The organism is Haemophilus haemolyticus, from assembly GCF_003493685.1.
In the GTDB taxonomy this organism is placed as follows: domain Bacteria; phylum Pseudomonadota; class Gammaproteobacteria; order Enterobacterales; family Pasteurellaceae; genus Haemophilus; species Haemophilus haemolyticus_O.
The window spans coordinates 1-22075 of record NZ_QQJW01000009.1 but is presented as its reverse complement, the minus strand read 5'-3'; the positions used below and the strand labels follow the sequence as shown (position 1 = coordinate 22075).

At 35.9% G+C, this 22075-nt stretch carries 21 protein-coding genes; 10 read left to right on the top strand and 11 right to left on the bottom strand.

Annotated features, from left to right (window positions below):
* The first annotated feature begins 4 nt into the window (after positions 1 to 4).
* The 5 genes from rsxD to DV434_RS07625 are packed head-to-tail and all read left to right on the top strand — an operon-like array spanning position 5 to position 4472.
* Entirely contained in the window at positions 5 to 1081 is a 1077-nt protein-coding gene (gene rsxD, locus DV434_RS07645) for an electron transport complex subunit RsxD (RefSeq protein WP_118784766.1), read from the top strand.
* On the top strand, positions 1081 to 1704 hold the full coding sequence (gene rsxG / locus DV434_RS07640) for an electron transport complex subunit RsxG (RefSeq protein ID WP_118784767.1): 624 nt from the start codon (positions 1081 to 1083) through the stop codon (positions 1702 to 1704). Before rsxD ends, rsxG begins: the two co-directional genes overlap by 1 nt.
* Position 1705: 1 nt before the next feature.
* Complete coding sequence (locus tag DV434_RS07635) at positions 1706 to 2404, top strand: electron transport complex subunit E (protein ID WP_111696930.1); 699 nt, start codon at positions 1706 to 1708, stop codon at positions 2402 to 2404.
* Position 2405: 1 nt separating this feature from the next.
* Positions 2406 to 3041: an endonuclease III gene (gene nth, locus DV434_RS07630; protein WP_005626177.1), complete on the top strand. Its 636-nt coding sequence runs from the start codon at positions 2406 to 2408 to the stop codon at positions 3039 to 3041.
* Between the two features lie 57 nt (positions 3042 to 3098).
* Positions 3099 to 4472 carry a sodium-dependent transporter gene (locus tag DV434_RS07625; RefSeq protein ID WP_118784768.1) on the top strand — a complete coding sequence of 458 codons (1374 nt, stop codon included), beginning with the start codon at positions 3099 to 3101 and terminating at the stop codon, positions 4470 to 4472.
* Positions 4473 to 4519: 47 nt separating this feature from the next.
* Here DV434_RS07625 and qseC read toward each other — a convergent pair whose 3' ends face one another.
* The 4 genes from qseC to DV434_RS07605 all read right to left on the bottom strand — a co-directional run bounded on the left by qseC (position 4520) and on the right by DV434_RS07605 (position 7985).
* On the bottom strand, positions 4520 to 5875 hold the full coding sequence (qseC, locus tag DV434_RS07620; RefSeq protein ID WP_118784769.1) for a quorum sensing histidine kinase QseC: 1356 nt from the start codon (positions 5873 to 5875) through the stop codon (positions 4520 to 4522).
* Complete coding sequence (locus DV434_RS07615; RefSeq protein WP_118784770.1) at positions 5872 to 6537, bottom strand: response regulator; 666 nt, start codon at positions 6535 to 6537, stop codon at positions 5872 to 5874. The genes qseC and DV434_RS07615 overlap by 4 nt, the downstream gene beginning before the upstream one ends.
* Before the next feature lie 64 nt (positions 6538 to 6601).
* Positions 6602 to 6967 carry a YgiW/YdeI family stress tolerance OB fold protein gene (locus DV434_RS07610; RefSeq protein ID WP_005654345.1) on the bottom strand — a complete coding sequence of 122 codons (366 nt, stop codon included), beginning with the start codon at positions 6965 to 6967 and terminating at the stop codon, positions 6602 to 6604.
* 130 nt (positions 6968 to 7097) lie between these two features.
* Positions 7098 to 7985 carry a Dyp-type peroxidase gene (locus DV434_RS07605; RefSeq protein ID WP_118784771.1) on the bottom strand — a complete coding sequence of 296 codons (888 nt, stop codon included), beginning with the start codon at positions 7983 to 7985 and terminating at the stop codon, positions 7098 to 7100.
* A 151-nt stretch (positions 7986 to 8136) separates the two neighbouring features.
* On the opposite strand from DV434_RS07605, the gene DV434_RS07600 reads away from it, so the two are divergent.
* From DV434_RS07600 to DV434_RS07580, 5 genes are all read left to right on the top strand, one after another.
* The gene (locus DV434_RS07600; protein WP_118784772.1) at positions 8137 to 10074 is read left to right on the top strand and encodes an FTR1 family iron permease; all 1938 of its coding nucleotides are present in this window, start codon (positions 8137 to 8139) and stop codon (positions 10072 to 10074) included.
* Positions 10075 to 10101: 27 nt separating this feature from the next.
* A complete protein-coding gene (locus DV434_RS07595) occupies positions 10102 to 10623 on the top strand; it encodes an iron transporter (RefSeq protein ID WP_005626197.1) in 522 nt (173 codons plus the stop codon).
* A gap of 96 nt (positions 10624 to 10719) precedes the next feature.
* Entirely contained in the window at positions 10720 to 12135 is a 1416-nt protein-coding gene (locus DV434_RS07590; protein ID WP_118784773.1) for a Fe-S-containing protein, read from the top strand.
* 2 nt (positions 12136 to 12137) lie between these two features.
* Entirely contained in the window at positions 12138 to 13478 is a 1341-nt protein-coding gene (locus DV434_RS07585) for an ABC transporter permease (protein ID WP_118784774.1), read from the top strand.
* Positions 13465 to 14619 carry an ABC transporter permease gene (locus DV434_RS07580; RefSeq protein WP_118784775.1) on the top strand — a complete coding sequence of 385 codons (1155 nt, stop codon included), beginning with the start codon at positions 13465 to 13467 and terminating at the stop codon, positions 14617 to 14619. Before DV434_RS07585 ends, DV434_RS07580 begins: the two co-directional genes overlap by 14 nt.
* A gap of 296 nt (positions 14620 to 14915) precedes the next feature.
* On the opposite strand, the gene DV434_RS07575 is transcribed toward DV434_RS07580, so the two are convergent.
* The 7 genes from DV434_RS07575 to DV434_RS07550 all read right to left on the bottom strand — a co-directional run.
* A complete protein-coding gene (locus DV434_RS07575) occupies positions 14916 to 16463 on the bottom strand; it encodes a glycosyltransferase (RefSeq protein WP_192881446.1) in 1548 nt (515 codons plus the stop codon).
* A gap of 16 nt (positions 16464 to 16479) precedes the next feature.
* Entirely contained in the window at positions 16480 to 17505 is a 1026-nt protein-coding gene (locus tag DV434_RS07570) for a hypothetical protein (RefSeq protein WP_118811576.1), read from the bottom strand.
* 47 nt (positions 17506 to 17552) lie between these two features.
* Complete coding sequence (locus DV434_RS10820; protein WP_192882524.1) at positions 17553 to 17717, bottom strand: hypothetical protein; 165 nt, start codon at positions 17715 to 17717, stop codon at positions 17553 to 17555.
* A 10-nt stretch (positions 17718 to 17727) separates the two neighbouring features.
* Positions 17728 to 18858, bottom strand: a complete 1131-nt coding sequence (locus tag DV434_RS07565; RefSeq protein ID WP_118784778.1) for a DUF2827 family protein — start codon at positions 18856 to 18858, stop codon at positions 17728 to 17730.
* A 6-nt stretch (positions 18859 to 18864) separates the two neighbouring features.
* Positions 18865 to 20004: a DUF2827 family protein gene (locus DV434_RS07560; protein WP_118784779.1), complete on the bottom strand. Its 1140-nt coding sequence runs from the start codon at positions 20002 to 20004 to the stop codon at positions 18865 to 18867.
* A gap of 12 nt (positions 20005 to 20016) precedes the next feature.
* Positions 20017 to 21150 (bottom strand): DUF2827 family protein, encoded by a 1134-nt coding sequence (locus DV434_RS07555; RefSeq protein ID WP_118784780.1) that lies wholly within the window; start codon positions 21148 to 21150, stop codon positions 20017 to 20019.
* 110 nt (positions 21151 to 21260) lie between these two features.
* On the bottom strand, positions 21261 to 22075 hold an 815-nt coding region (locus tag DV434_RS07550; protein WP_239994348.1), incomplete at its 5' end, for a YadA family autotransporter adhesin.

The window sequence follows — 22075 nt, the reverse complement described above, 5'->3', positions numbered from 1 at the left end:
AATAATGTTTAAAATGGTTAGCTCTCCTCATACTCATTCGGGGAAACTCACAGCGCGAATTATGCTTTGGGTAATGTTGGCAATGATGCCAGCTTTTTTCACGCAAATTTATTATTTTGGATTTGGCGTGGTGCTTCAATCTTCATTAGCCATTGGTACAGCAATCATTGCGGAATTTATTGCAATAAAATTACGTGGTAAAAAACCGCTAAATTATCTTTCAGATTTCAGCATATCCCTGACTGCTTTAATTTTGGCGATGGCTATTCCACCTTATGCACCTTATTGGGTTATCATCATTGGAACACTCTGTGCAGTTTTATTAGGTAAACAGGTTTATGGTGGTTTAGGGCAAAATCCATTTAATCCAGCAATGATTGGCTATGTCATTCTTTTAATTTCATTCCCATTACAAATGACAACTTGGATGCCACCAATTAATTTATTACAGGAACCACCAACTTTTTCAGATGCATTTTCATTAATATTTTCAGGTTTAACTACTGATGGATTTACGCTTTCACAACTTACACATAACATTGATGGCATCACCCAAGCAACGCCTTTGGATAGTGCAAAAATTTTCTATAAAAGTCACACTCAATTAAATGATTTTTATGAGCTAATCAAACTGCCGATTTTTATGGGTAATGGAACCGATTTCGCTCAAGGCTGGTGGCAAGTCAACGTGGCCTTCTTAGTGGGCGGAATTTTCCTTATTCTAAAACGAGCCATTCACTGGCAAATTCCAGTGGCGATGCTTGTCACCTTTTTCTGTTTAGCCACCGCGACCGCTTTTACTGGCTTCACGCATTTAAGTGCGATTAGCCAACTCGTTAGTGGCGCAATGATGTTTGGCGCATTTTTTATTGCGACAGATCCTGTCACAGCCTCCATTACACCACGCGGGAAAATTATCTTTGGCGCATTAGTGGGGTTATTTGTCTATCTCATTCGCTATCACGGAAATTATCCAGACGGTGTAGCATTCGCCATTTTATTAAGTAATATTTGCGTTCCACTTATCGATCATTACACACGTCCTCGAGTATCTGGTTATCCAACAAAAGGAAAAAAATAATGGGCACAGTAAAAATCACATCGCGTTACGGGATATTGTTAGGCTTTGTTGCCCTACTCTGCACAGCCATTTCTGCGGGTATTTTTTTCCTAACAAAAGATAAAATTGACACGGTGATGGCGGCACAACAACGAGAATTGCTTTTACAGGTCATTCCACAAGATTATTTCAATAATAATTTGCTAGAAAGTGCGGTTATTCCTCAAGATAAAAATTTGGAGGGCATTCAGAAAATTTATTTTGCGAAAAAAAATGGAAATGTTTCTGCCTATGCCTATGAAACCGCTGCACCTGATGGCTATTCTGGCGATATTCGCTTGCTTGTGGGATTAGATCCGAAAGGTGAAGTGTTAGGCATACGAGTAATCGAACATCACGAAACACCAGGCTTAGGCGATAAAATTGAACTTCGTATTTCCAACTGGATTCTAAATTTCACTCATCAATCGATTAATGAGCATAATTTAAGCGAATGGGCGGTAAAAAAAGATGGGGGAAAATTTGATCAATTTTCTGGTGCAACCATTACACCTCGCGCAGTGGTTAATCAAACTAAACGCTCAGCATTAATCATGCTAAATAACCAAGCCTTGTTACAACAGCTTTCAACACAAGTGAAATAATATGACAGATTTAACTGAAAAAAATACCGCACTTGAAGAAGAACAGATAGAAAGTGCGGTTGAAAATCAACAAAAATCCATGTGGAAAGAAATCTTTACTCAAGGAATTTGGAAAAATAATCCAGCGGTTGTTCAACTTCTCGGGCTTTGTCCGCTTTTAGCGGTGTCTAGCACAGCCACCAATGCACTTGGTTTAGGTTTAGCGACAATGCTTGTGCTCACTTGTACAAATACGGTTATTTCCCTTTTCCGTAAATATATTCCGAATGAAATCCGCATTCCTATTTACGTGATGATTATTGCGACGACTGTAACTGTTGTTCAACTTTTAATGAATGCTTACACCTATACGCTTTATCAATCACTCGGGATTTTTATTCCACTCATCGTTACCAACTGTATTGTGATTGGTCGAGCAGAAGCGTTCGCCTCAAAAAACAGCTTACTCCATTCAGTTTGGGACGGTTTCTCAATGGGATTAGGGATGGCACTTAGCTTGACAGTACTTGGTGCATTGCGTGAAATCATTGGACAAGGTACGGTTTTTGATGGCATCGAAAATCTATTTGGCGAACAAGCTAAATTTTTAACGCTCCATATTTACCATACAGACAGTAGCTTTTTACTTTTCATTCTGCCACCAGGCGCATTTATAGGATTAGGCTTGCTCCTTGCAATAAAAAATCGAATTGATAAATAAGATGAATAAATTAAAAAGAATCGAAATATTAACCCGATTAAGAGATCAAAATCCCCACCCGACCACAGAATTACAGTATAATTCGCCCTTCGAATTATTAATTGCGGTAATTCTATCGGCACAAGCAACCGATAAAGGCGTGAATAAAGCGACAGAAAAACTATTTCCTGTTGCAAACACGCCTCAAGCGATTTTAGATTTAGGATTAGATGGTTTAAAAAGCTATATTAAAACTATCGGGCTTTTTAATAGCAAAGCAGAAAATATTATCAAAACCTGCCGTGATTTAATTGAAAAGCACAACGGTGAAGTGCCCGAAAATCGCGAAGCCTTAGAAGCATTAGCAGGTGTGGGTAGAAAAACAGCCAATGTTGTACTCAATACGGCATTTGGTCATCCAACCATTGCGGTGGATACCCATATTTTCCGTGTATGCAATCGAACTAATTTTGCACCAGGTAAAGATGTTGTAAAAGTGGAAGAAAAACTGCTTAAAGTCGTACCTGATGAATTTAAAGTGGATGTTCACCATTGGTTAATTTTACACGGTCGATACACTTGTATCGCACGTAAACCTCGTTGTGGCTCATGCATTATTGAAGATCTGTGTGAATATAAAGAAAAAATTGAGTTTTAATTTTGCGGTAAAACACCCTAATTATTTACCGCACTTTTATTAAAAATAGGATAAAAAATGACAACAAATAATAAACAGCGACAAACTTGGTCGAGCCGCCTCACTTATGTCATGACGGTCGCAGGTGCAACTGTCGGTTTCGGTGCAACTTGGCGTTTCCCTTACCTTGTGGGCGAAAATGGTGGAGGAGCCTACGTTTTACTTTTCTGCATCGCAATGATCGTAATCGGTATTCCGATGATTCTGGTTGAAAACGTGATCGGCCGTCGCTTACGTGTAAACTCCATTGATGCCTTTGGCGATAAGATTCTGGATAAAGGAAAAGGTATTTCCAAATATTGGAAAATCCTTGGCTACATGGGCTTACTCGGTTCATTCGGTATCATGGCGTATTATATGGTGCTTGGTGGTTGGGTTATTTCCTATATCATCAGCCTAATTAGCGGTACATTAGACATTTCAACCCCAATTACAAAAGACATTGCCAAAAATTTCTACGATCTTCACATCGGCAGTAGCCCTTATGAAATTATGTTCTACACCTTCTTATTTGTTGTGGTGAATTACATTATTTTAGCTAAAGGGATCATTGGTGGAATTGAGCGCTCTGTAAAATATTTAATGCCATTGCTATTCATCTTCCTCATTGGAATGGTTATTCGCAACGTAACATTACCGGGCGCAATGGAAGGAATTACATTCTATTTAAAACCAGATTTCAGCAAAATTACACCACAATTATTTATATTCGTTTTAGGTCAGGTATTCTTCGCATTAAGCCTTGGTTTTGGTGTGTTAATTACGCTTTCCAGTTACTTAAATAAAGAAGAAAACTTAATCCATACCGCAGTTATTACAGGTTTCACCAATACAATTATTGCTGTACTTGCTGGCTTTATGATCTTCCCATCACTTTTCACCTTTGGGATTGAACCAAACGCAGGTCCAACTTTAGTATTCCAAAGTTTACCTATCGTATTCTCTCACTTATGGGCGGGTAAATTCTTTGCAATTATTTTCTTCGGCTTATTATTAATTGCCGCACTAACGACTTCTATCACAATTTATGAAGTGATCATTACCGCATTACAAGAAAAGCTCAGAATGCGCCGTGGCAAAGCCATTGTCTTAACCCTTGGTGGCATTTTTCTATTAGGCAATATCCCTGCAATTTTAGGCGATAATCTATGGAAAAATGTCACCATTTTCGGCAAAAGCATTTTTGATTTCTATGATTATGTCAGTGGAAATATTCTATTTATGCTGACCGCACTTGGTTGTGCTATTTTCGTTGGTTTCGTATTAAAAGATGAGGCGAAAAAAGAGCTTTCCCCGACACCTGACTCAACATTTACTAAAATATGGTTTAACTATGTGAAATTCGTTGTGCCAGTGATTATTTTAGTCATCTTTATCAGTAACCTATTCTAAAAAAGAAAACCGAGTCTTAACTCGGTTTTCTTTTTTAAAGGAAATATCTATAAAAATATTTGTGCCTTTAAGCCAATTATCTTCCCTTCTTTTATAACATTTTCTAACCGCACTTTTAATCCGTGTAATTCTGCAATTCGCATGACAATAGAAAGCCCTAGACCACTGCCCTTTTCATTTTGCCCAGCTGGGCGATAAAAACGCTGACCAAGTTTTTTCAAATCTTCAGGGTCAACGCCACCACCATTATCTTCAACAATAATCTTAGAGGATGCTATTTTCACTGAAACGGTTGTGTCTTCAGAACAATATTTAATGGCATTATCGAGTAAATTTCTAAGCATCAATGAAACTAAAATTGGTTGCCCTTGTTTCTGCTTTGGTTCAGACTCTTTCTCAAAAGCCAACGTAATTTTACGTTTTTCTGCCACAAAATAACGCTCAGCAATCAGCGATTGAATAATGCCTTCCCAATCAATAGGCTGTAATTCTTCCAATTCTTGTAAATTATCCAGTTTTGAAAGCGTCAAAAGTTGCTCAATTAACTGCGATGCACGATCAATCCCTTGGGTTAAATGCAAAAGTGCTTGTTCTCGTAATTCCCCATCATCACCCGCCAGTTGAGCTACTTCAGTTTGAATACGCAGTGCCGCCAATGGACTACGCAATTCATGGGCTGCATCGGAGGTAAAACGGCGTTCACGTTGTAGCATAGCCGAAGTGCGGTCAAAAAATTGATTTAAATTTTTTACTAAAGGTAAAATTTCAACGGGTAGCCCCTCAGTATTTAGCAATGACACATCACCAGATTTTCTCGTTTGAACTTCTTGGCTTAAACGTTTAATCGGTCGAAGTTCTTTATGAATCAACCATCCTAAAACAATGATCAAAATAGGCAAACTGGCAAACCAAATCCACATTTGCCCAAAGATCATTTCTTCAATTAAATCTTCACGATAATCTAATTCTTGCCCTACTGCGATAATCAATTTCCCATTCGCTGCCGTACGCCAGAAAATTCGCCAGTTATCGTCATCATCATAAGTATGAGAATTATGAAAACCCATTTTATTATTAAAAATAAAATCTTTTCCATTTCGTCCATCACTGAATAAAAGTTTCCCAGTTTTAGAAAAAATAGCAAAGGCTAAGGCATCATCGTCATAACTTTTTTTTAATACCGACTGTGAATTTTTATTTAGCATTGTACTAGATTCCAACAAAATAGTACTTAAATCTGAATTTGCGAGCCGTTCAGCAAAGAGAACTTGTTGTGCATCAAAAACTTTATTCACATCGTGGCGCACTTGCCACCAAGCGACAAGCGTAGAACCCAGCCAAACAAAAAGTGCGGTTAAACAAAGCACAGAAATAAGACGCAACGTAAGGCTTCTATTTTTCATTTTTCAATTTGTCCTAAAGCATACCCAACACCATGTACCGTGCGAATAAATTGTTTCCCCAATTTTTGGCGTAAATTATAAATATGCACATCTAATGCCCCGCTGCTAATTTCCTCATCCCAGCTTGATAATTTTTCTTCAATCGATGAGCGAGACAATACGCGATCTTTATTCAGCATAAATAATTCAAGCAATTTATATTCACGGCTTGTTAAAGAAATAGGTTGATTATTCAGCCAAACAGAACGCTGATTTGGATTGAGTTTAACGCCTGCGTGCTCAATCACCGAATGATGATGACCATAACGACGACGAATAAGTGCCTGCAAACGCGCGGCAACTTCCGCTAGAGCAAAAGGCTTACAAAGATAATCATCTGCTCCACTTTGCAATCCTTTGACTCGTTCATCTAAGGTATCACGGGCAGTTAAAATCAATACGGGAACATCCTGATACTTGGAACGCCATTGTTGCAATACCTCTAATCCATCAAGTTTCGGCAAAGTTAAATCTAACACAACCGCATCATAAGGCGCAGAAGTTAAGGCATCCATTCCTGTTTTCCCATCCGTAAACCAATCCACCGCAAAACCAAGTTTAGTTAAACCAATCTGCAACCCATTGCCGATTAGATTATCGTCTTCTATCAATAAAATTCTCATAAAAAATTGACCGCACTTTATAAACAAAAATAGCGAGCTAATGCCCGCCATTTTGAAAGAATGATTATTCTACTTTTTCGATACGTAATACATCAAGCTCCGCTTTCTCAAATACCTCATTATCCAATTTTCCATAAATTTTCACTTTATCCTTAGAATCTACGTTTAAACCATTCCAAACGCGTTTTTTAATTTCAATCTTGATTTGCCCAGTCCCATCAGTAAACCAAAACTCATCGTCATCAATTTGCTGAGTGATATTCCCCACCAAAGTAATCATTGAATTATCAGCCGCAGATAAAGCTTGTTTTACACTAATTGCAGCAGGGGCTGCTTGTTGAAAACCACCTTGACTATTATTGCCATTAAAACCAGCAAATGCTGAAGTGGTTGCTAATGCGAAGATTGTTGCTAATGCAAATTTTTTCATAATGTTTCCTTTTTAAGTCAGTTAATTTCAAGCACCATTGCTTGGATGTGTGTATTAAAACAAATAAATCTTAAGAAAAAGTTAAGAAACATAAAAAAACTAAATTTTTTTAATTTAGTTTTTTCATAAATTAAAGTTTATTCAACTGCTCAATAGATGGTGCGTAATAATAAGCGCCCGTTACAGCCTTAGTGAAACCTAAAATGCGGTCAGTTTTTCCGTCTTTTTCACCAAACATATTAAGTAACTGTTGTTCAATGTTATAAAGCGTTGCACAGTAAGCAATAAAGAATAATCCATGCGTACCGCTCGCAGTACCATAAGGTAAACTCTGACGTAAGATTTTTAAACCTTTACCATTCTCTTTCAAATCTGTTCGACCAACATGAGAAGTATCTGCCTTATCTTCCATTTCTACGCTATCCGTTTTGGTGCGTCCGAACACATTTTCTTGTTTTGCTGTATTTAATTTTTCCCATTTAGCGAGATTATGTTCATAACGTTGAGTAAACACATAGCTCCCATCTTTATCATTGCCATTTGAAATTAAGGCCACTTCTGCTCGTTGTGCATCTTTAGGATTTTCAGTTCCGTCAATAAAACCAGTGAGATCTCGTTCCTCCACCCAACGGAAACCATGAATTTCTTGCTGAACGTCAATAGCTTGAACAAAAGCATTCACTGCAGCTTGTGCAACAGAAAAATTAACATCAGGGCGTAACGATTGAATATGTACTAAAAGATCAGTTTGTGTACTTGGCGCAGTTAAATCACCTTTTCCTAAAGTGACAAAAGGTTTAAGTTCTGGTGCATCCTGCCCACCAAGGGTTTTCCAAGCTTTATCGCCGAAAGCAACTACCGCCCCCAAACGTGCATCGGGATAAGTTTGTTGAAGCTGTTCTAAGCGAGTAAGGAATTGGCGAGCCGCTGCTGGAATCTGAGAATAATCTGAGATATTTGCTTCTAAAAATACGCCTGCTTTGCAACCATCAAGCAAAATACCAGTTTGTGCTGTCATAAAAATCTCCTAAAAAGGCAATGGGAAAACGCTTGCATTATACAACAGCCATTAAAAAATCTTAAATTTTCAAATAAAACTTGATCTAAGTAGCAAAAATTCAAATTTATAGTTGAGATTTTTTATCATTAGATATATCTTTCAAATACGAATGGATTTCATTTATAAGGTTATTAGTTCTATGCCGCACATTTTACGTTATATCAGCATATCTTTACTATTTTTATTCTCTCAAACAGTCTTTGCCGATAACTATCAAAAATGGGTAGATGACATTACTCAACGCTTGAATCACACCGAACAACTTCTTAAAGAAAACAAAATTGATGATGCCAAAACCGAAGTACAAATGGCCTATTTTGAAGTATTTGAAAATTTAGAAGGCCCCATTCGCATTAATTTTTCTGCGCAAAAAAGCTATCAAATGGAAGCCACTTTTGGTGAAATTCGCAAAATGATTGGCGAAGGTAAACCAATGAATGAGGTTCAAGCCAAAATCAACGGTTTAAAAAATGAATTACAGCAAGTTTTACCTTCTCTTGTTGAAGGGCATCAACTCAATGCTGATAGTCAACACGGCGTTTATGATAATCAAGCCATCAAACCTTATTGGCAACAAAGTTTCAAAACCATTGATGATTTTATTGCTCAAGCCATTAGTGCTTATGAAAGCGGTGATTTTGCCAATGCTAAAAAAGCATTCCAACAAGCTCAATATGACGGCTACAAAAACTCTGAAATGGAAATGTCGGTTAGAACTAACCGCTCTTCTGAAATTTCAGCAGCAATCAATCAACAATTCTATAATTTGATTCGTTTGAGCGAACAACCTGATCAAATGACAGAGATTGCTTACCAAAGCACACAACTCTTACAAGATATTGAAGAACAACTTCCTAATTTGCCAACCACTCGCGATGAACAAAACGCTCAAGCGACACAATCACAAGCGCAAACTTCAGATAAGATTGCAGAGCAAGATTGGGCAAAAATTACGACTGAAATCAACCAACGTATTCAACAAGCTATTACCCTTTATGAACAAGGCGATGCGAAAAAAGCCATGCTTGCGGTGCAAGACACTTATTTTGATATATTTGAAAGTTCTGGCATGGAAAACAAAGTTGGCTCTCGCGATAGCAATTTTAAAGCGGAATTAGAAGGTTATTTCACTCGTTTAGTCAGTCTGATGAAAGCGGGAAATGGCGACAAATTACAAGAACAAGCTGCAGGTTTAAGCCAAAACTTAGCGAAAGCCGTTCAAATATTGCAAGGTGGTGAGCAAAGTGATTGGTCCATGTTCTTATATAGCCTGCTTATTATTTTACGTGAAGGCTTAGAGGCATTATTAATTGTTGCCGCTATTGTCGCTTATATGGTGAAAAATAATCATCATGATAAATTACCAGTTATTCGCCAATCCGTTTATGTGGCGTTAGGGGCAAGCGTCGTTACCGCATTCATCTTCCAACTTATTTTTGAAAACTCAGGGCAAAACCGCGAATTGCTTGAAGGTTTCACAATGATTATTGCGGTCTTTATGCTGTTTAGTATGAGTTACTGGTTGCTTTCTAAAGTCGAAGCACAAAACTGGAAACGCTATCTCGAAGGCAAACTTTCAACGGCATTAACAGCAGGTTCTCTATTCGGCTTATGGCTGACCAGTTTCCTTGCTGTATATCGTGAAGGCGCAGAAACCGTATTGTTCTATTATGCCCTAGTTGGCGATGCGAAAAGTGCGGTCAGTTTAGCCTATCTTTTTGCCGGCTTTATTTGTGGGGTGATTTTACTGGCGATTTGCTACTTTATAATGCGTTACACCGTGGTTAAATTGCCATTAAAACCATTCTTTATGTTTACCGGTTCATTTATGTATTTAATGGCATTTGTATTCGCTGGCAAATCTGTACTTGAACTTATTGAAGGTAAACTGTTTGAACCGACATTAATTAACGGTGTACCAGAAATCTCGTGGTTAGGTGTTTATCCTTATGTGGAAACCCTTGTACCACAAGCAATCTTAATTCTTGCTGCTATTTTTGCTTTGTTTGTTATGAAATATCAAAGCAAAAAAGCGGTTTCAAATTAACTCAAAACTCATCTCAGGAGAGAAACTATGAAAAAAGCACTTCTTAGCGCAAGTTTATTAGCAGGAATGTTTGCAGCAACTTCTGCTTACGCATTCCAAGAATATCCAATCGGTGAAGCGGTTACCATGAATGACATGGAAATTGCAGCGGTTTACTTAAAACCAGTAGATATGGAACCTCGCGGCATGGGCTTGCCTGCAGCAAAATCTGATATTCATTTAGAAGCAGACATTCACGCAGTGAAAGGTAACAAAAACGGTTTTGGTGAAGGTGAATGGATGCCTTATTTAACCATCAACTATACCTTAGTCAATACCGATACGGGTGCTAAACAAGAAGGTACCTTCATGCCAATGGTTGCTGGCGATGGCCCACACTATGGCGCAAACATCAAAATGATGGGCGTGGGTAACTACAAATTAACTTATCATATCGATCCGCCACCAAAAGCTGGTATGCACCGCCACACTGATGAAGAAACTGGCGTAGGTCGTTGGTGGAAACCATTTGATGTAAATTATGAATTCAAATTTACTGGTTTAAAATAATAGTGCTGTAGGGTGGGCTTCTGCCCACCAATTAACAATCAGACATGAAAAAACGGTGGGCTAAAGCCCACCCTACCATTTAAAAATCCTCTTTCTATGACTTATTTTTTCATTTTTGTTCTGCAATCTCTTTTGCCAATTTCGCTTTTACTCGGTGCATCTTGGGCAATTAAAAAAGGCAATATTTCGCCTAAAACGCTTATTTGGCTAAGCCTTATTGGCTTGACTTTGGGTGTGGTCCTACGACTAAATATTCCTAATGGACAAACCAGCAATCTTATTCTAACCATCGGCTTCTTAATTATCTTCTTACTTTTTGCAATCAGCCAATGGAGCAAATCATCAGCCCTTGCAGCACTCTGGCAATTTGCATTAATGCTTATCGCAGGAGCAACTTGGGCGAAAGATCCAAACATCACTGCTCTCACCAACACAGATGTTATTAACACTGACTTTATTTTAAATATAAGTGCGGTCATTTTTGGCGTAATTTTTAGTTTAGCTTCAAGTGCATGGCTCTACTTCTTACTTAAACAGCAACAAAAAACACAAGGTAAATCCACCGCACTTTTTGCACTCAGCTTTTTACTTTTTATCGCTTTAATTCTTCCTCTTGTAGCAGAACTGTTGCTTACCTTAATGAAATTACAACTCATTGAACTCACCAAAGTGCGGTTAAGTTTTGTGGCAAAATCAGGGGAAATCACCGATTGGCTCAATATCATTTGTGTTGTGTTAATGCTCGTTGTGTTGTGTATTTTTACCATTCAAACACATTCAAAACATTTAAGAGAAGCAAAAGCCGAAAAGGATCTTATTGAAAAACGCAAAAAATTAGCCTTCGTACAAACATCAAAACGCACAATTTTATGGGGCATATTAGGTATTTTATTTGTTGCTGCAAGCCAACTTTATTGGGAAAAAGTTGCCTCTCAACCGCCACAACTTTCTGAAGCAGTTCCTGTACAACTTAATGACAAAAATGAAGTACATTTAGCACTTGAGCCCCTTAAAGACGGTAAACTTCACCGTTTCGTTTGGATTGCAGATGATGGCAAAGCCGTACGCTTTTTCATTATCAATCGCCAACCGAATAAAGTCAGTATGGCGGCAGTATTCGATGCTTGCCTACTCTGCGGAGATCAAGGCTATGTCATGCAAGGTAATCAAGTAGTCTGTGTTGGTTGTGGCGTGCATCTCTTTATTCCGTCTATCGGTAAACCGGGCGGTTGTAACCCTGTACCTATTGAAAATTGGCAACAAACTGAAAATGAAATCGTGATTTCTCGTAAAAGCCTTGAAGATGGCTTAAATCTATTCAGTACGATTGTGGAAATTGAAGTGCAAGATCCGATTAGTGGCGCCAAACTCAAAAACACTAAAACTGAATATAAATATAGCCACGAAGGGCATACTTATTTCTTTGAGAACGAAAAAAATCTCGATTTATTCCGCGATAATCCCGATAACTATCTCGGCATTAACAAAAATGAAAATCCAAAAGGGGAATAACAATGCTTGCTAGAATGTTATTTCAATCTTGGCGATTTGGTATCAAACGTAAATTGCTCGCCATTATCACTATTTTCTTAGCCGCTGGCTTAGTCTCTGCGCTGCTTGCAGTTTCCATTGATATTGGTGACAAAATGGCGAAAGAGCTGAAATCTTACGGTGCCAATATTCTGGTAGAGCCAGCCAGCAATGCGGCATTGCCGGATGAACTCAGCCATAGCGCTTCCTTATCTAGCCAAGATTTTTTAGATGAAAAAGAACTTCCCAACATCAAAGATATTTTCTGGCGAAATAATATCGTGGGTTTTGCCCCTTTGCTTTCAGCAAATGTACAGGTGACAAAATCTTCACAAAATTCCACCGCACTTTCAGCGCCGAAAACGATTAATGTGCTTGGTACCTTCTTTGATCATAATATTGCCGTGCCCGATGAAGAAGATTACCACACAGGACAACGAATCATTAGCCCTTATTGGAAAGTGGAAGGGGAATGGGTTGATGATGTAAACAATAACTTTGACGAAATCGTCCCTGCACTTGCTGGCGAACAACTTGCCAAAAGTAATGGTTGGAAAATTGGCGATAACCTTAGCTTAAGCTACACAAACGATAACGGCGAAAGCCAACAAAGTGCGGTAGAAATTAAAGGCATTTTAAGTACTGGGGGAACAGAAGATAATCAGCTTGTGATACCTCTAAGTGCGGTACAAAATTTGCTGGGTTTAGAGGGCAAAGTGCAATCCGTTCGTGTATCTGCCCTCACCGTGCCTGAAAATGATCTTTCTCGTAAAGCGCGCGCCAATACGGATGCCTTAGATGCGGAAGCCTACGACCGTTGGTATTGCACCGCTTATGTTTCATCAATTTCCCATCAATTAGAAGAAGCAATCTCTGGTGCAATGGTTCGCCCAATTTGGCAAGTCGCCGCGTCTGAAGGTGTAGTCATTGGTAAAATCCAACTCTTATTGGCGGTCGTTACCTTCGCGGCATTAATCGCTGCGGCAATGGGTATTGCTTCCTTAATGAGCGCAGGAATTATCGAACGCTCAAAAGAAATTGGCTTAATGAAAGCACTAGGCGCTTATCAATGGCAAATCACCTTATTGTTCTACTGTGAAGCGGTGCTAAGTGCATTAGTAGGCGGAATATTTGGCTGTTTAGCGGGATGGGGATTAGCCAAATTTATCGGTGCCGCACTATTTGGCGCGCCTCTTGACTTTGCTTGGATCGTCGTGCCTTGTGTTCTCGCACTCTCCATTCTTATTGCTGTGATTGGCACTTGGTTCCCTGCACATAAAATCGCTAAACTTTACCCTGTCGAGGTGCTTTATGGCAGAGCATAAAAACGCAAAAACTCAAAGCATGTTCTGGCGATTAATTTTCCGCGCGTTGCGATTACGCCTCCAACGAGTATTCATTATTTTCACCGCACTGACAGTGGGCGCAAGCATTGTCACTGCAATGGCTGCGGTTTACTTCGACATCAATACCAAAATGAGCCAAGAACTCCGTACTTTCGGAGCAAATTTCTACATTGGTTCAGCCGATGGCGGAATGATGAATCAAGCAGAATTAAACGCAATTTTACAAAAAGCACCCGATGGTTTTATCACCGCAGCCAGTCCTTACCTTTATGGCGTCGCACGCAGTGATTTGGAAAAAATTGTTCTAATGGGCGTAAATTTTGATGCCATGCGAATCCTCGCCCCTTACTGGCAAATTACAGGATCAGCAATCAACGTAAACTTTGACGATCGCAATGCGATGATTGGGAAAAACCTTGCTGAACGATTACATGTTAAAGTGGGAGACAGCCTACAACTGTCTAAAAATGCCGTAGAAAAACACAGTTTCAACATTAAAGGAATTGTAGAAGCCGGTGATGCAACTGACAATATGCTTATTGTAAATGTTGAATTTGCACAAAATTGGTTGGATAAAGAAGGCGTAGTAAACAACGCATTACTCAATGTGCAAAATGAGCAAGGCGCTAATACAGTGGATCAATTTGCCGAAAAAATCATGCAACAATATCCCGATTTAACTGCTCGCCCGATCCGTAAAGTTTCCGCCTCAGAAGGACAAATTTTAGAAAAAATTAAAGGCTTAATGGGCTTAATTTCCCTTGTAATTTTGGTGCTTGCAACCTTATGTGTGAATACGACCTTAATTGCCATTGTCGGTGAACGTTCCAAAGAATTTGCCTTACAAAAAACACTAGGTGCAAGAAAATTAGACATTATTCGCCAAATCAGCACTGAAATTTTAATTATCGCATTTTGTGCGATTATTATCGGGCTTGGCTTGGGTTATTTATTAGCTCAAGTATTGGGAATAACCGTATTCAAATCTTATATTGATATGCGACTGCCTGTATTGCCAATTACGATTGTACTTTCGTTACTAGTGGCATTTGTGGCTGTTATTATTCCAACACGTCGAGCATTGCGTATTAATGTAGCTAATGTGTTAAAAGGCGAGTGAAACCAAAATGTTTAACGTTCCACATTCCTCAATAGGGGAACCTCTATAACCGTGAATATATTTACTCACGGTTAATAAATATAAGTTATTTGAGTCTGTAGTAAATTAGTATCAATGGCAGAACTATTACAGTAAATTATAACTATATTAATGAAATTTAGACACTATTTACCGTATTCTAAAAAAGCATATTGAACTGTGTTTTGCAGAATGAACATAGCGTTTTCATAACAGTAAAATAAAATTTTCAATCTTCATTTAAAATGATTACACAGGGGAAAGGTTAGTTTAGTTATCTAGCAAGTTTCCCAGCTTTCTATTTTTTTTAAGATAATATTATGTTCTTCCATTAATTCCTCGACTTCTTTCTTAGATTCAATATCAAGTAGCTGATAGCATTTCATAATATATTTATCTATATCATATGCATAATTAAGCATTATAGGATAAAGACTAGGAATATTTTCTTTAAAATAGTTTAATTCTTTATAGACATCAATAAAATTCATAAATAAATTTCGTTGATTAGTTGTACTAACGTTCTTAGTTGTAGAGTTATCCGTATTTCTTCTATACATATAGTATATTGTAGGGTAGATTGAATACGTTTTAATATGTCTTACTAGATTAAAACTCCACGGAATATCTTCAAATGTTCTCCCTTGAATAAAATAAAGATTATTATTTTTTATAATTTCTTTTTTTATTACTTTTGTAACAGGAAAACCAAGATAAATTTCTTTATTAAACAAATATTGAAAATCTTTATGAAAATCTCCTTGCATATTTTCATACTCAGGATTGTGATAAGCAACTTGATCTGGATAAACAGAAGCTAAGGAGTTTATAATAATATCAGGATTATGTTCGTAATAAATCATTTCTAAGTCAGATAATACTTTGTCGTTATTCCAATAATCATCGCTATCCAGAAATATGAGATATTTCCCTCTTGCTAGATGTATGCCAATATTTCTAGCAATAGATTGTCCCTCGTTTGATTTGCTAATAAAAACAACATTACCGTATTCCTTCCTATATTTGTTACAAATATCAAAAGAATCATCTGTTGAACCATCGTCAATTAGAATTACTTCATAATTATCAAATTTTTGCTTAAGAACTGAAATAATGCACTCATCTAAATATCTGGATGTATTGTAGATAGGAATAATAATACTAAACAAAGGGTTTTCAGGCATTTTTTTATTTTTTATTGTGTGCCCTAATAGTTTTTCAGCTTGAATAACATTCCGTATGTTATCAACTAAAGAAATAAAATCTGAAAAATAATCTGCTTTCCAATAAGGTTTTTCTTTTATTGTATATTCAAATAACTTCCTAGCGATACTTTTACGAATAAGATAAAGTGATGCGCCAGAATTATTATAGTTTTCTTTATTTCCATAAACTAATGCATCAATAATATCTCCTCTCTTAAATAAAGTTTCTTGATTATATGTTGGAAAGTCACGCTGTAATTTTATTACATTATAAGAAGAATATTTCTTTGCATATTCATTTGCTAATTCAATCGCATTTGGTACAAGCACAATATCTGCCTCAGCAACCAGAACCATATCATTATCATCAATTAATTGATTTTCTGAAATAGCTTTCCAACATTGAATATGAGATAACGTCTGACAAATATCCTTAGTTTTTACTTCTCTATTAAAAGTTTCTTGAAACTTTAAACAATTAAAAACGAGAGACTTATCTGGAAATAAGTCTATTAGTTCAGCAGGAATATTTTCTATTTCAATAAAACCATCTTTAATTGTGTTTTGATAAAAATTTTCTAACTTTTTGTTTTTTTTATCAAAAAGTACGTATTTTTTCATACTTTGCCACCATAAATTAAATAATCTGTAAATCCGTAAAAAACCACTGAATACGATGTTCTTTAACATTCAAGTCCTGAGTATTAAAACTAATGGTTTTACCTGGTTCTATGGTATTTTTATAATAACAATTCCGTTTAGGTATAAATATACCGTCATAATTAATATAAACGCGAGTACATTCAGGGTAAGTAGCAATTTCATTATAAAGCCAGTATAGAGTTACTGGAAAGTCTTGGTGATTTATAAAAGAAATTGTACTCTCTCCTGAACATTCAATGCATAATGCATCTTTCCGAAAAATATCACCACTATCAAATTTTATTAAAAGATGGCCATTAGCTTTTGCATAATCTAGTGATAATTTAGTCTGGCTTTCACTATTATTTGTCACTAAACTTTCTCTAGTGATGTTATAAAGTATATAATCCTCCGTTTGGAAAGCTTTTCCCCTCTTATAAAAATCATCAGGATAAAGTCCATTAAACGTAATTAATTTATCTTCACGATGATTCCTTGTAATATGAAATCCCTCTACTTGCTCATTTTCTATGAGAAAAAAATGCTGATTATTTTTTACAAGATGTCTTACTCCCCAAACAGGAGTACAATTATATTTAGTAGGCAGTAAACTTACTTTATTTTCATTATAGGAATAGAGATTCATTAATGATGTATCAATACCATACCTCATATTAAAATATGAATTTGTATTTAACTGATACTGAACATACTCTTTATAATTTAAAAAAGCTTTTTTACTTCCTAAAACAACACCAACCTGCCATACATATCCATTTTTTTCCTCTAACACATCAATTTTTTTATTAAATTTATCAATTTTATCTTCTGAAATAACATCGGTTAGAAAACTACAACGCCAAGCATCATAAGCGCAATATAAATTATCTTGATGAATAATCTGATCAAAAATAGTTAGTGTTTGTGAGGGAAACCAAATATCGGCATCATAAAATGCAATTTGCTCATAAGCATATTTTTCTGCAATATCTGCAACAGAAATATGTCTATCTAAAAGCATTTCACTATAACAATGAGAAGGGGTAAAACAAAAAATATTATTTTTCTCTAAAACCGCTTTTTTTCTAGGGAAAGACCATAATCTAATACACCAATATCACCTTTTTTCTCAGTATAGAAATCTGTTTTTTGTAAACTTAATATAAAGGGTAAGAATTGCTCATACCAAATAGTATTATTGTTATCTAATGCGGTTAAAATAATTCTTTTCATTTATATTTTCCTATTTAAACAAACGCTTTAATTCATTTTCATAAATAGCAAGATTAACAGGATTATATGGATGCAATGAAGCTAAATAGTCATTTGCTCTAGCAACATATTCATCATGGTGTTTATCATGATTTTCAATGACATCAATTAAAACTTTCGCCCCATCAAAAGCATCAAATTGATCGTAATAATATCCTACACCTTTAGGCAAAAGTTTAGAATTATGAATAAATGGATAGCCTCCATAAAGAGCTTCATTGTAAGCATAATTTAAACCATTTTCCCACTGAGTACTTAAAACTATATCAGTATACTTAGATAAGAAATAAGCCATATTAAAACGCCCTTCTACTGAGATCTTTCCATTTTTTAATAAGTCTGTTCGTCCAATAAAGTCTCGGAAAGCAGGTCGCTCTCTCTTATCATAAGTATTACACATAAAAACATGTTCAATGAGTTCTGGTCTTTCTCTGAATGCCTGTTCTGCAATTAGGATATCTATAAAGCAATTTTTAAATATAGAAATGTTTGGTTCAAATGATGAGATTCGTCTTGTTTCTTTAGAATCATTTTTATTATTTAGATAACCAAATGGTTGTGATAAATCTTTTATAGCTTTGTCTAAGAATAATGGGGACCAAATAAAGGGAATTAAACGTGGTTCTGAACGTTGCATAATTGCAAAATAGGATGAATTTGTATTCCACATTTGTGGTATAAACCAATGTGAATCAAACAGAGTGCCATTAAAACTACTTGGTGATAGCTTATTATGTAAAAATGCCTCAACATCATAAATAAAATCATTTCCCATCTTATAGCAAACAATTTTCCCACCATTCTTTCGAATAATATCTGCGTGACGCGGTTCAATATATAAGGAACCTTCTACTAAAATATCTAGTTCATTAATCTTTTCATCAATTTGATAAAATTTTAGATTAAGCTCTGATAGAATATTCCATTCTTTAGGATCACTTATATTTTCTGGTCCCCAACTCACAAATATAACATCTTCAACACAATCCAATGCATTAAAAAGCTGATATAAGAAAACCAAATTTTGATGAACACCATTAGACCATACATCTTTATTTTGATGTTCTAAATTAAATGTAATACCTATTTTATATTTTTTCATTCTTTCTCACTTAAATAAACGTTTTAATTCTCTTTCATAAATCGCTAAATTAACTGAATTATAAGGGTTTAATGAATCCAAATAATCACTTGCTTTTTGCATATATTCATCATAATTTTTATCATGATTTTCTATCGCATAAATTAATTTTTTTGCACCATCAAAAGCATCAAATTGATCATAGTAATACCCAATACCTTTTGGAAGCAAGGTAGAATTATGTACTAACGGATATCCTCCATAAAGTGCTTCATTATAAGCATAGTTCAATCCATTCTCCCATTGCGTGCTGAGGACAATATCCGTATAAATAGATAAGAAATCTGTCATTCTAAAGCGATTTTCCACACTCATCACTCCATCTTTTACTAGATCTGTTCTACCAATAAAATTATGGAAAGTACTATGTTCTCTTTTATCATAGGTATTGCACATATAAACATGCTCAATCAGATCTGGTCTTTCTCTATATGCTTGCTCAGCAATTAAAATATCGGTAAAACTATTTTTAAAAATAGAAATATTGGGTTCAAATGAGGATATTCTACGCTTATGGTTATGGTTATGTTTATTTATATTACTTAAATAACCAAAAGATAAATCAGGTCGTTGAGCAATTGCAGCTTGGCAAAATAAAGGTTCCCAAATAAAAGGAATTTTAACAGATGGACAATCATGCATAATTGAAAAATAATCCGAATTCGTATTCATATTTTGTGGAATAATCCAATTAGTATCAATTTTTGCACCATTGAATTGATGAATAGGAGACTTATTATGTATGGTTGACTCTATATCATAGATATAATCATTTCCCATTTTATAAACAACCGTTTTTCCTCCTCTTTGATGAATTCGATTAGCATAATCAGGTTCAATAGTTAACGTTCCTTCAATTAAGACGTCCAAGTCATCAATAACATCATAAATATAAGCAAAAGATAAATCAAAATCATCAAGCATAAAACCTTTATCAGGTACAGTAATTTTATTCGGCCCATCACTCACTAAAACAACAGACTCAACACAATCTAAGCTTTTTAATAAATTATAGAGAAATATGACATTTTGTCCTGCGCCATTTGCCCAAATGTCTCTTATTTTCCCTTCTAAATTAAATGTAATACCAATCTTATACTTTCTCATTCTTTTACTCTTTTATTCAAATAAACGCTTTAATTCAAGTTCATAAACCGCTAAATTTATAGGGTTATGTGGGTGTAAGGAATCTAAATATTCATTCGCACGTTGAACATAAGCATCGTGATATTTATCATGATTTTCAATCACATCAATTAATACTCTTGCGCCTTCAAATGCATCAAATTGATCGTAATAATATCCTACGCCTTTAGGTAATAATTTAGAATTATGAATCAATGGATAGCCACCATAAAGAGCATCATTGTATGCATAATTTAATCCATTTTCCCATTGAGTACTTAATACAATATCTGTATATTCTGATAAAAATAATGGCATGGCAAATCGTTTTTCGACACTCATCACTCCATCTCGGACCAAATGTGTTCTTCCAATAAAATTGAAAAAAGTAGGGTGATCTTTAATGTCATATGTATTGCACATATAAACATGCTCAATAAGATCTGGTTTTTCTCTGTATGCTTGTTCCGCAATTAAAATATCAGTAAAACTATTTTTAAAAATAGATATATTAGGTTCAAAAGAAGATATTCGACGAGATTTTTTAGACTTATCTAAATTATTTATATAACCAAATGGTCGATCTAATTCAGCAATTCCTTTATCACAAAAAACTGAAGACCAAATAAACGGGATTTGTCGAGATGGACAACGATGCATAATTGAAAAATATGCAGAATTCGTATTCATATTCTGTGGAATAATCCAATTCGCATCAAACTTAGTACCATTAAATATTCTTGTTGCCGATTTATTATGTATTACAGCTTCAATATCATAAATATAGTCATTTCCCATTTTATAACAAATAACTTTACCACCATTTTTATGAATAGTCTCAGCTCGGTTTGGCTCGATAGATAATGAACCTTCAATTAAAAGATCTAAATCTTCAATAACATCATCAATATGTGAGAATTTAAGATTTAAATTTTCCAACATAAAATTTTTATCAGGTGTTGTTATGCCCTCTGGCCCCCAACAAACAAAGGTAATATTTTTTACAATATCTAATTCTTCAAATAATTGATATAAAAAAATTAAATTTTGATTAACGCCATTAGACCAAATATCTCTAATTTGGCTTTCTAAATTAAACGTAATACCTACGTTGTATTTCTTAGACATATTTTATTCTTAACACCCATATAATAAAAGAGCGGTTATTTTACCAAATAGATGATAAAAATACCGCTCTTTTTCAGTTAATCAACTAATTTAGATTAACTATTTAGTTATTACCACTGGTAACCGATACCAGCACCGAATGTGTAATCACGTTGGGTACTTGCACCTGCGCTCATTTTAATAATAACTCGGTTATTATCGCTTGCTTTAGAGTAACCTATTGCTATAGCACTTTGACCTTTATAGTTACCAGCGCCTACAGCAACCATATTTGCTCCAGGGATTGTAACTTGAGGAATATTCGCTACCGCTACCGCACTTGCAATACCGCCACGAAGTTTCTTATCAAGTTTACCAAGTTTATTGTTCATTCGGTTTTCAGCCGCATTAATTTGTCCAACATTAGCTGCATCGGTTGGATGTCTACCAGCAGCAACATTTGTTATACGACGTTCATTACCTTGTGAACCTACAGATACTGTATGAGCTTCATCGGCTACAGATCCTGAACCAATTGCTACAGCGTTTTCAGCAGTTGCTTTCGCACCTTGACCAATTGCTGTTGCACCTTTTTCAGTCGCTTCAGATCCTTGACCCACTGCAGTTGTATTTTCCGCAGTTGCTTTAGCTGATCCACCAATTGCAGTTGCATTTGAACCGCCTGCGTAGGTTGCTCCACTTCCGATCTTCGTATTTTGACCATCAGTTTCTAAACCTGAACGATTAACAGCTTCTTTCGCTGCTTCTGCTTTAGAGTCAGCGGTTGAAGCTGCTGTAGACGCTGCTACCGCTTTGCTATCTGCAGTAGATGCTGCAGTTGAAGCCGCAGTTGCTTTAGAGTCAGCGGTTGATGCGGCCGTGGATGCGGCCACTGCTTTGCTGTCTGCAGTAGATGCTGCAGTTGAAGCCGCAGTTGCTTTAGAGT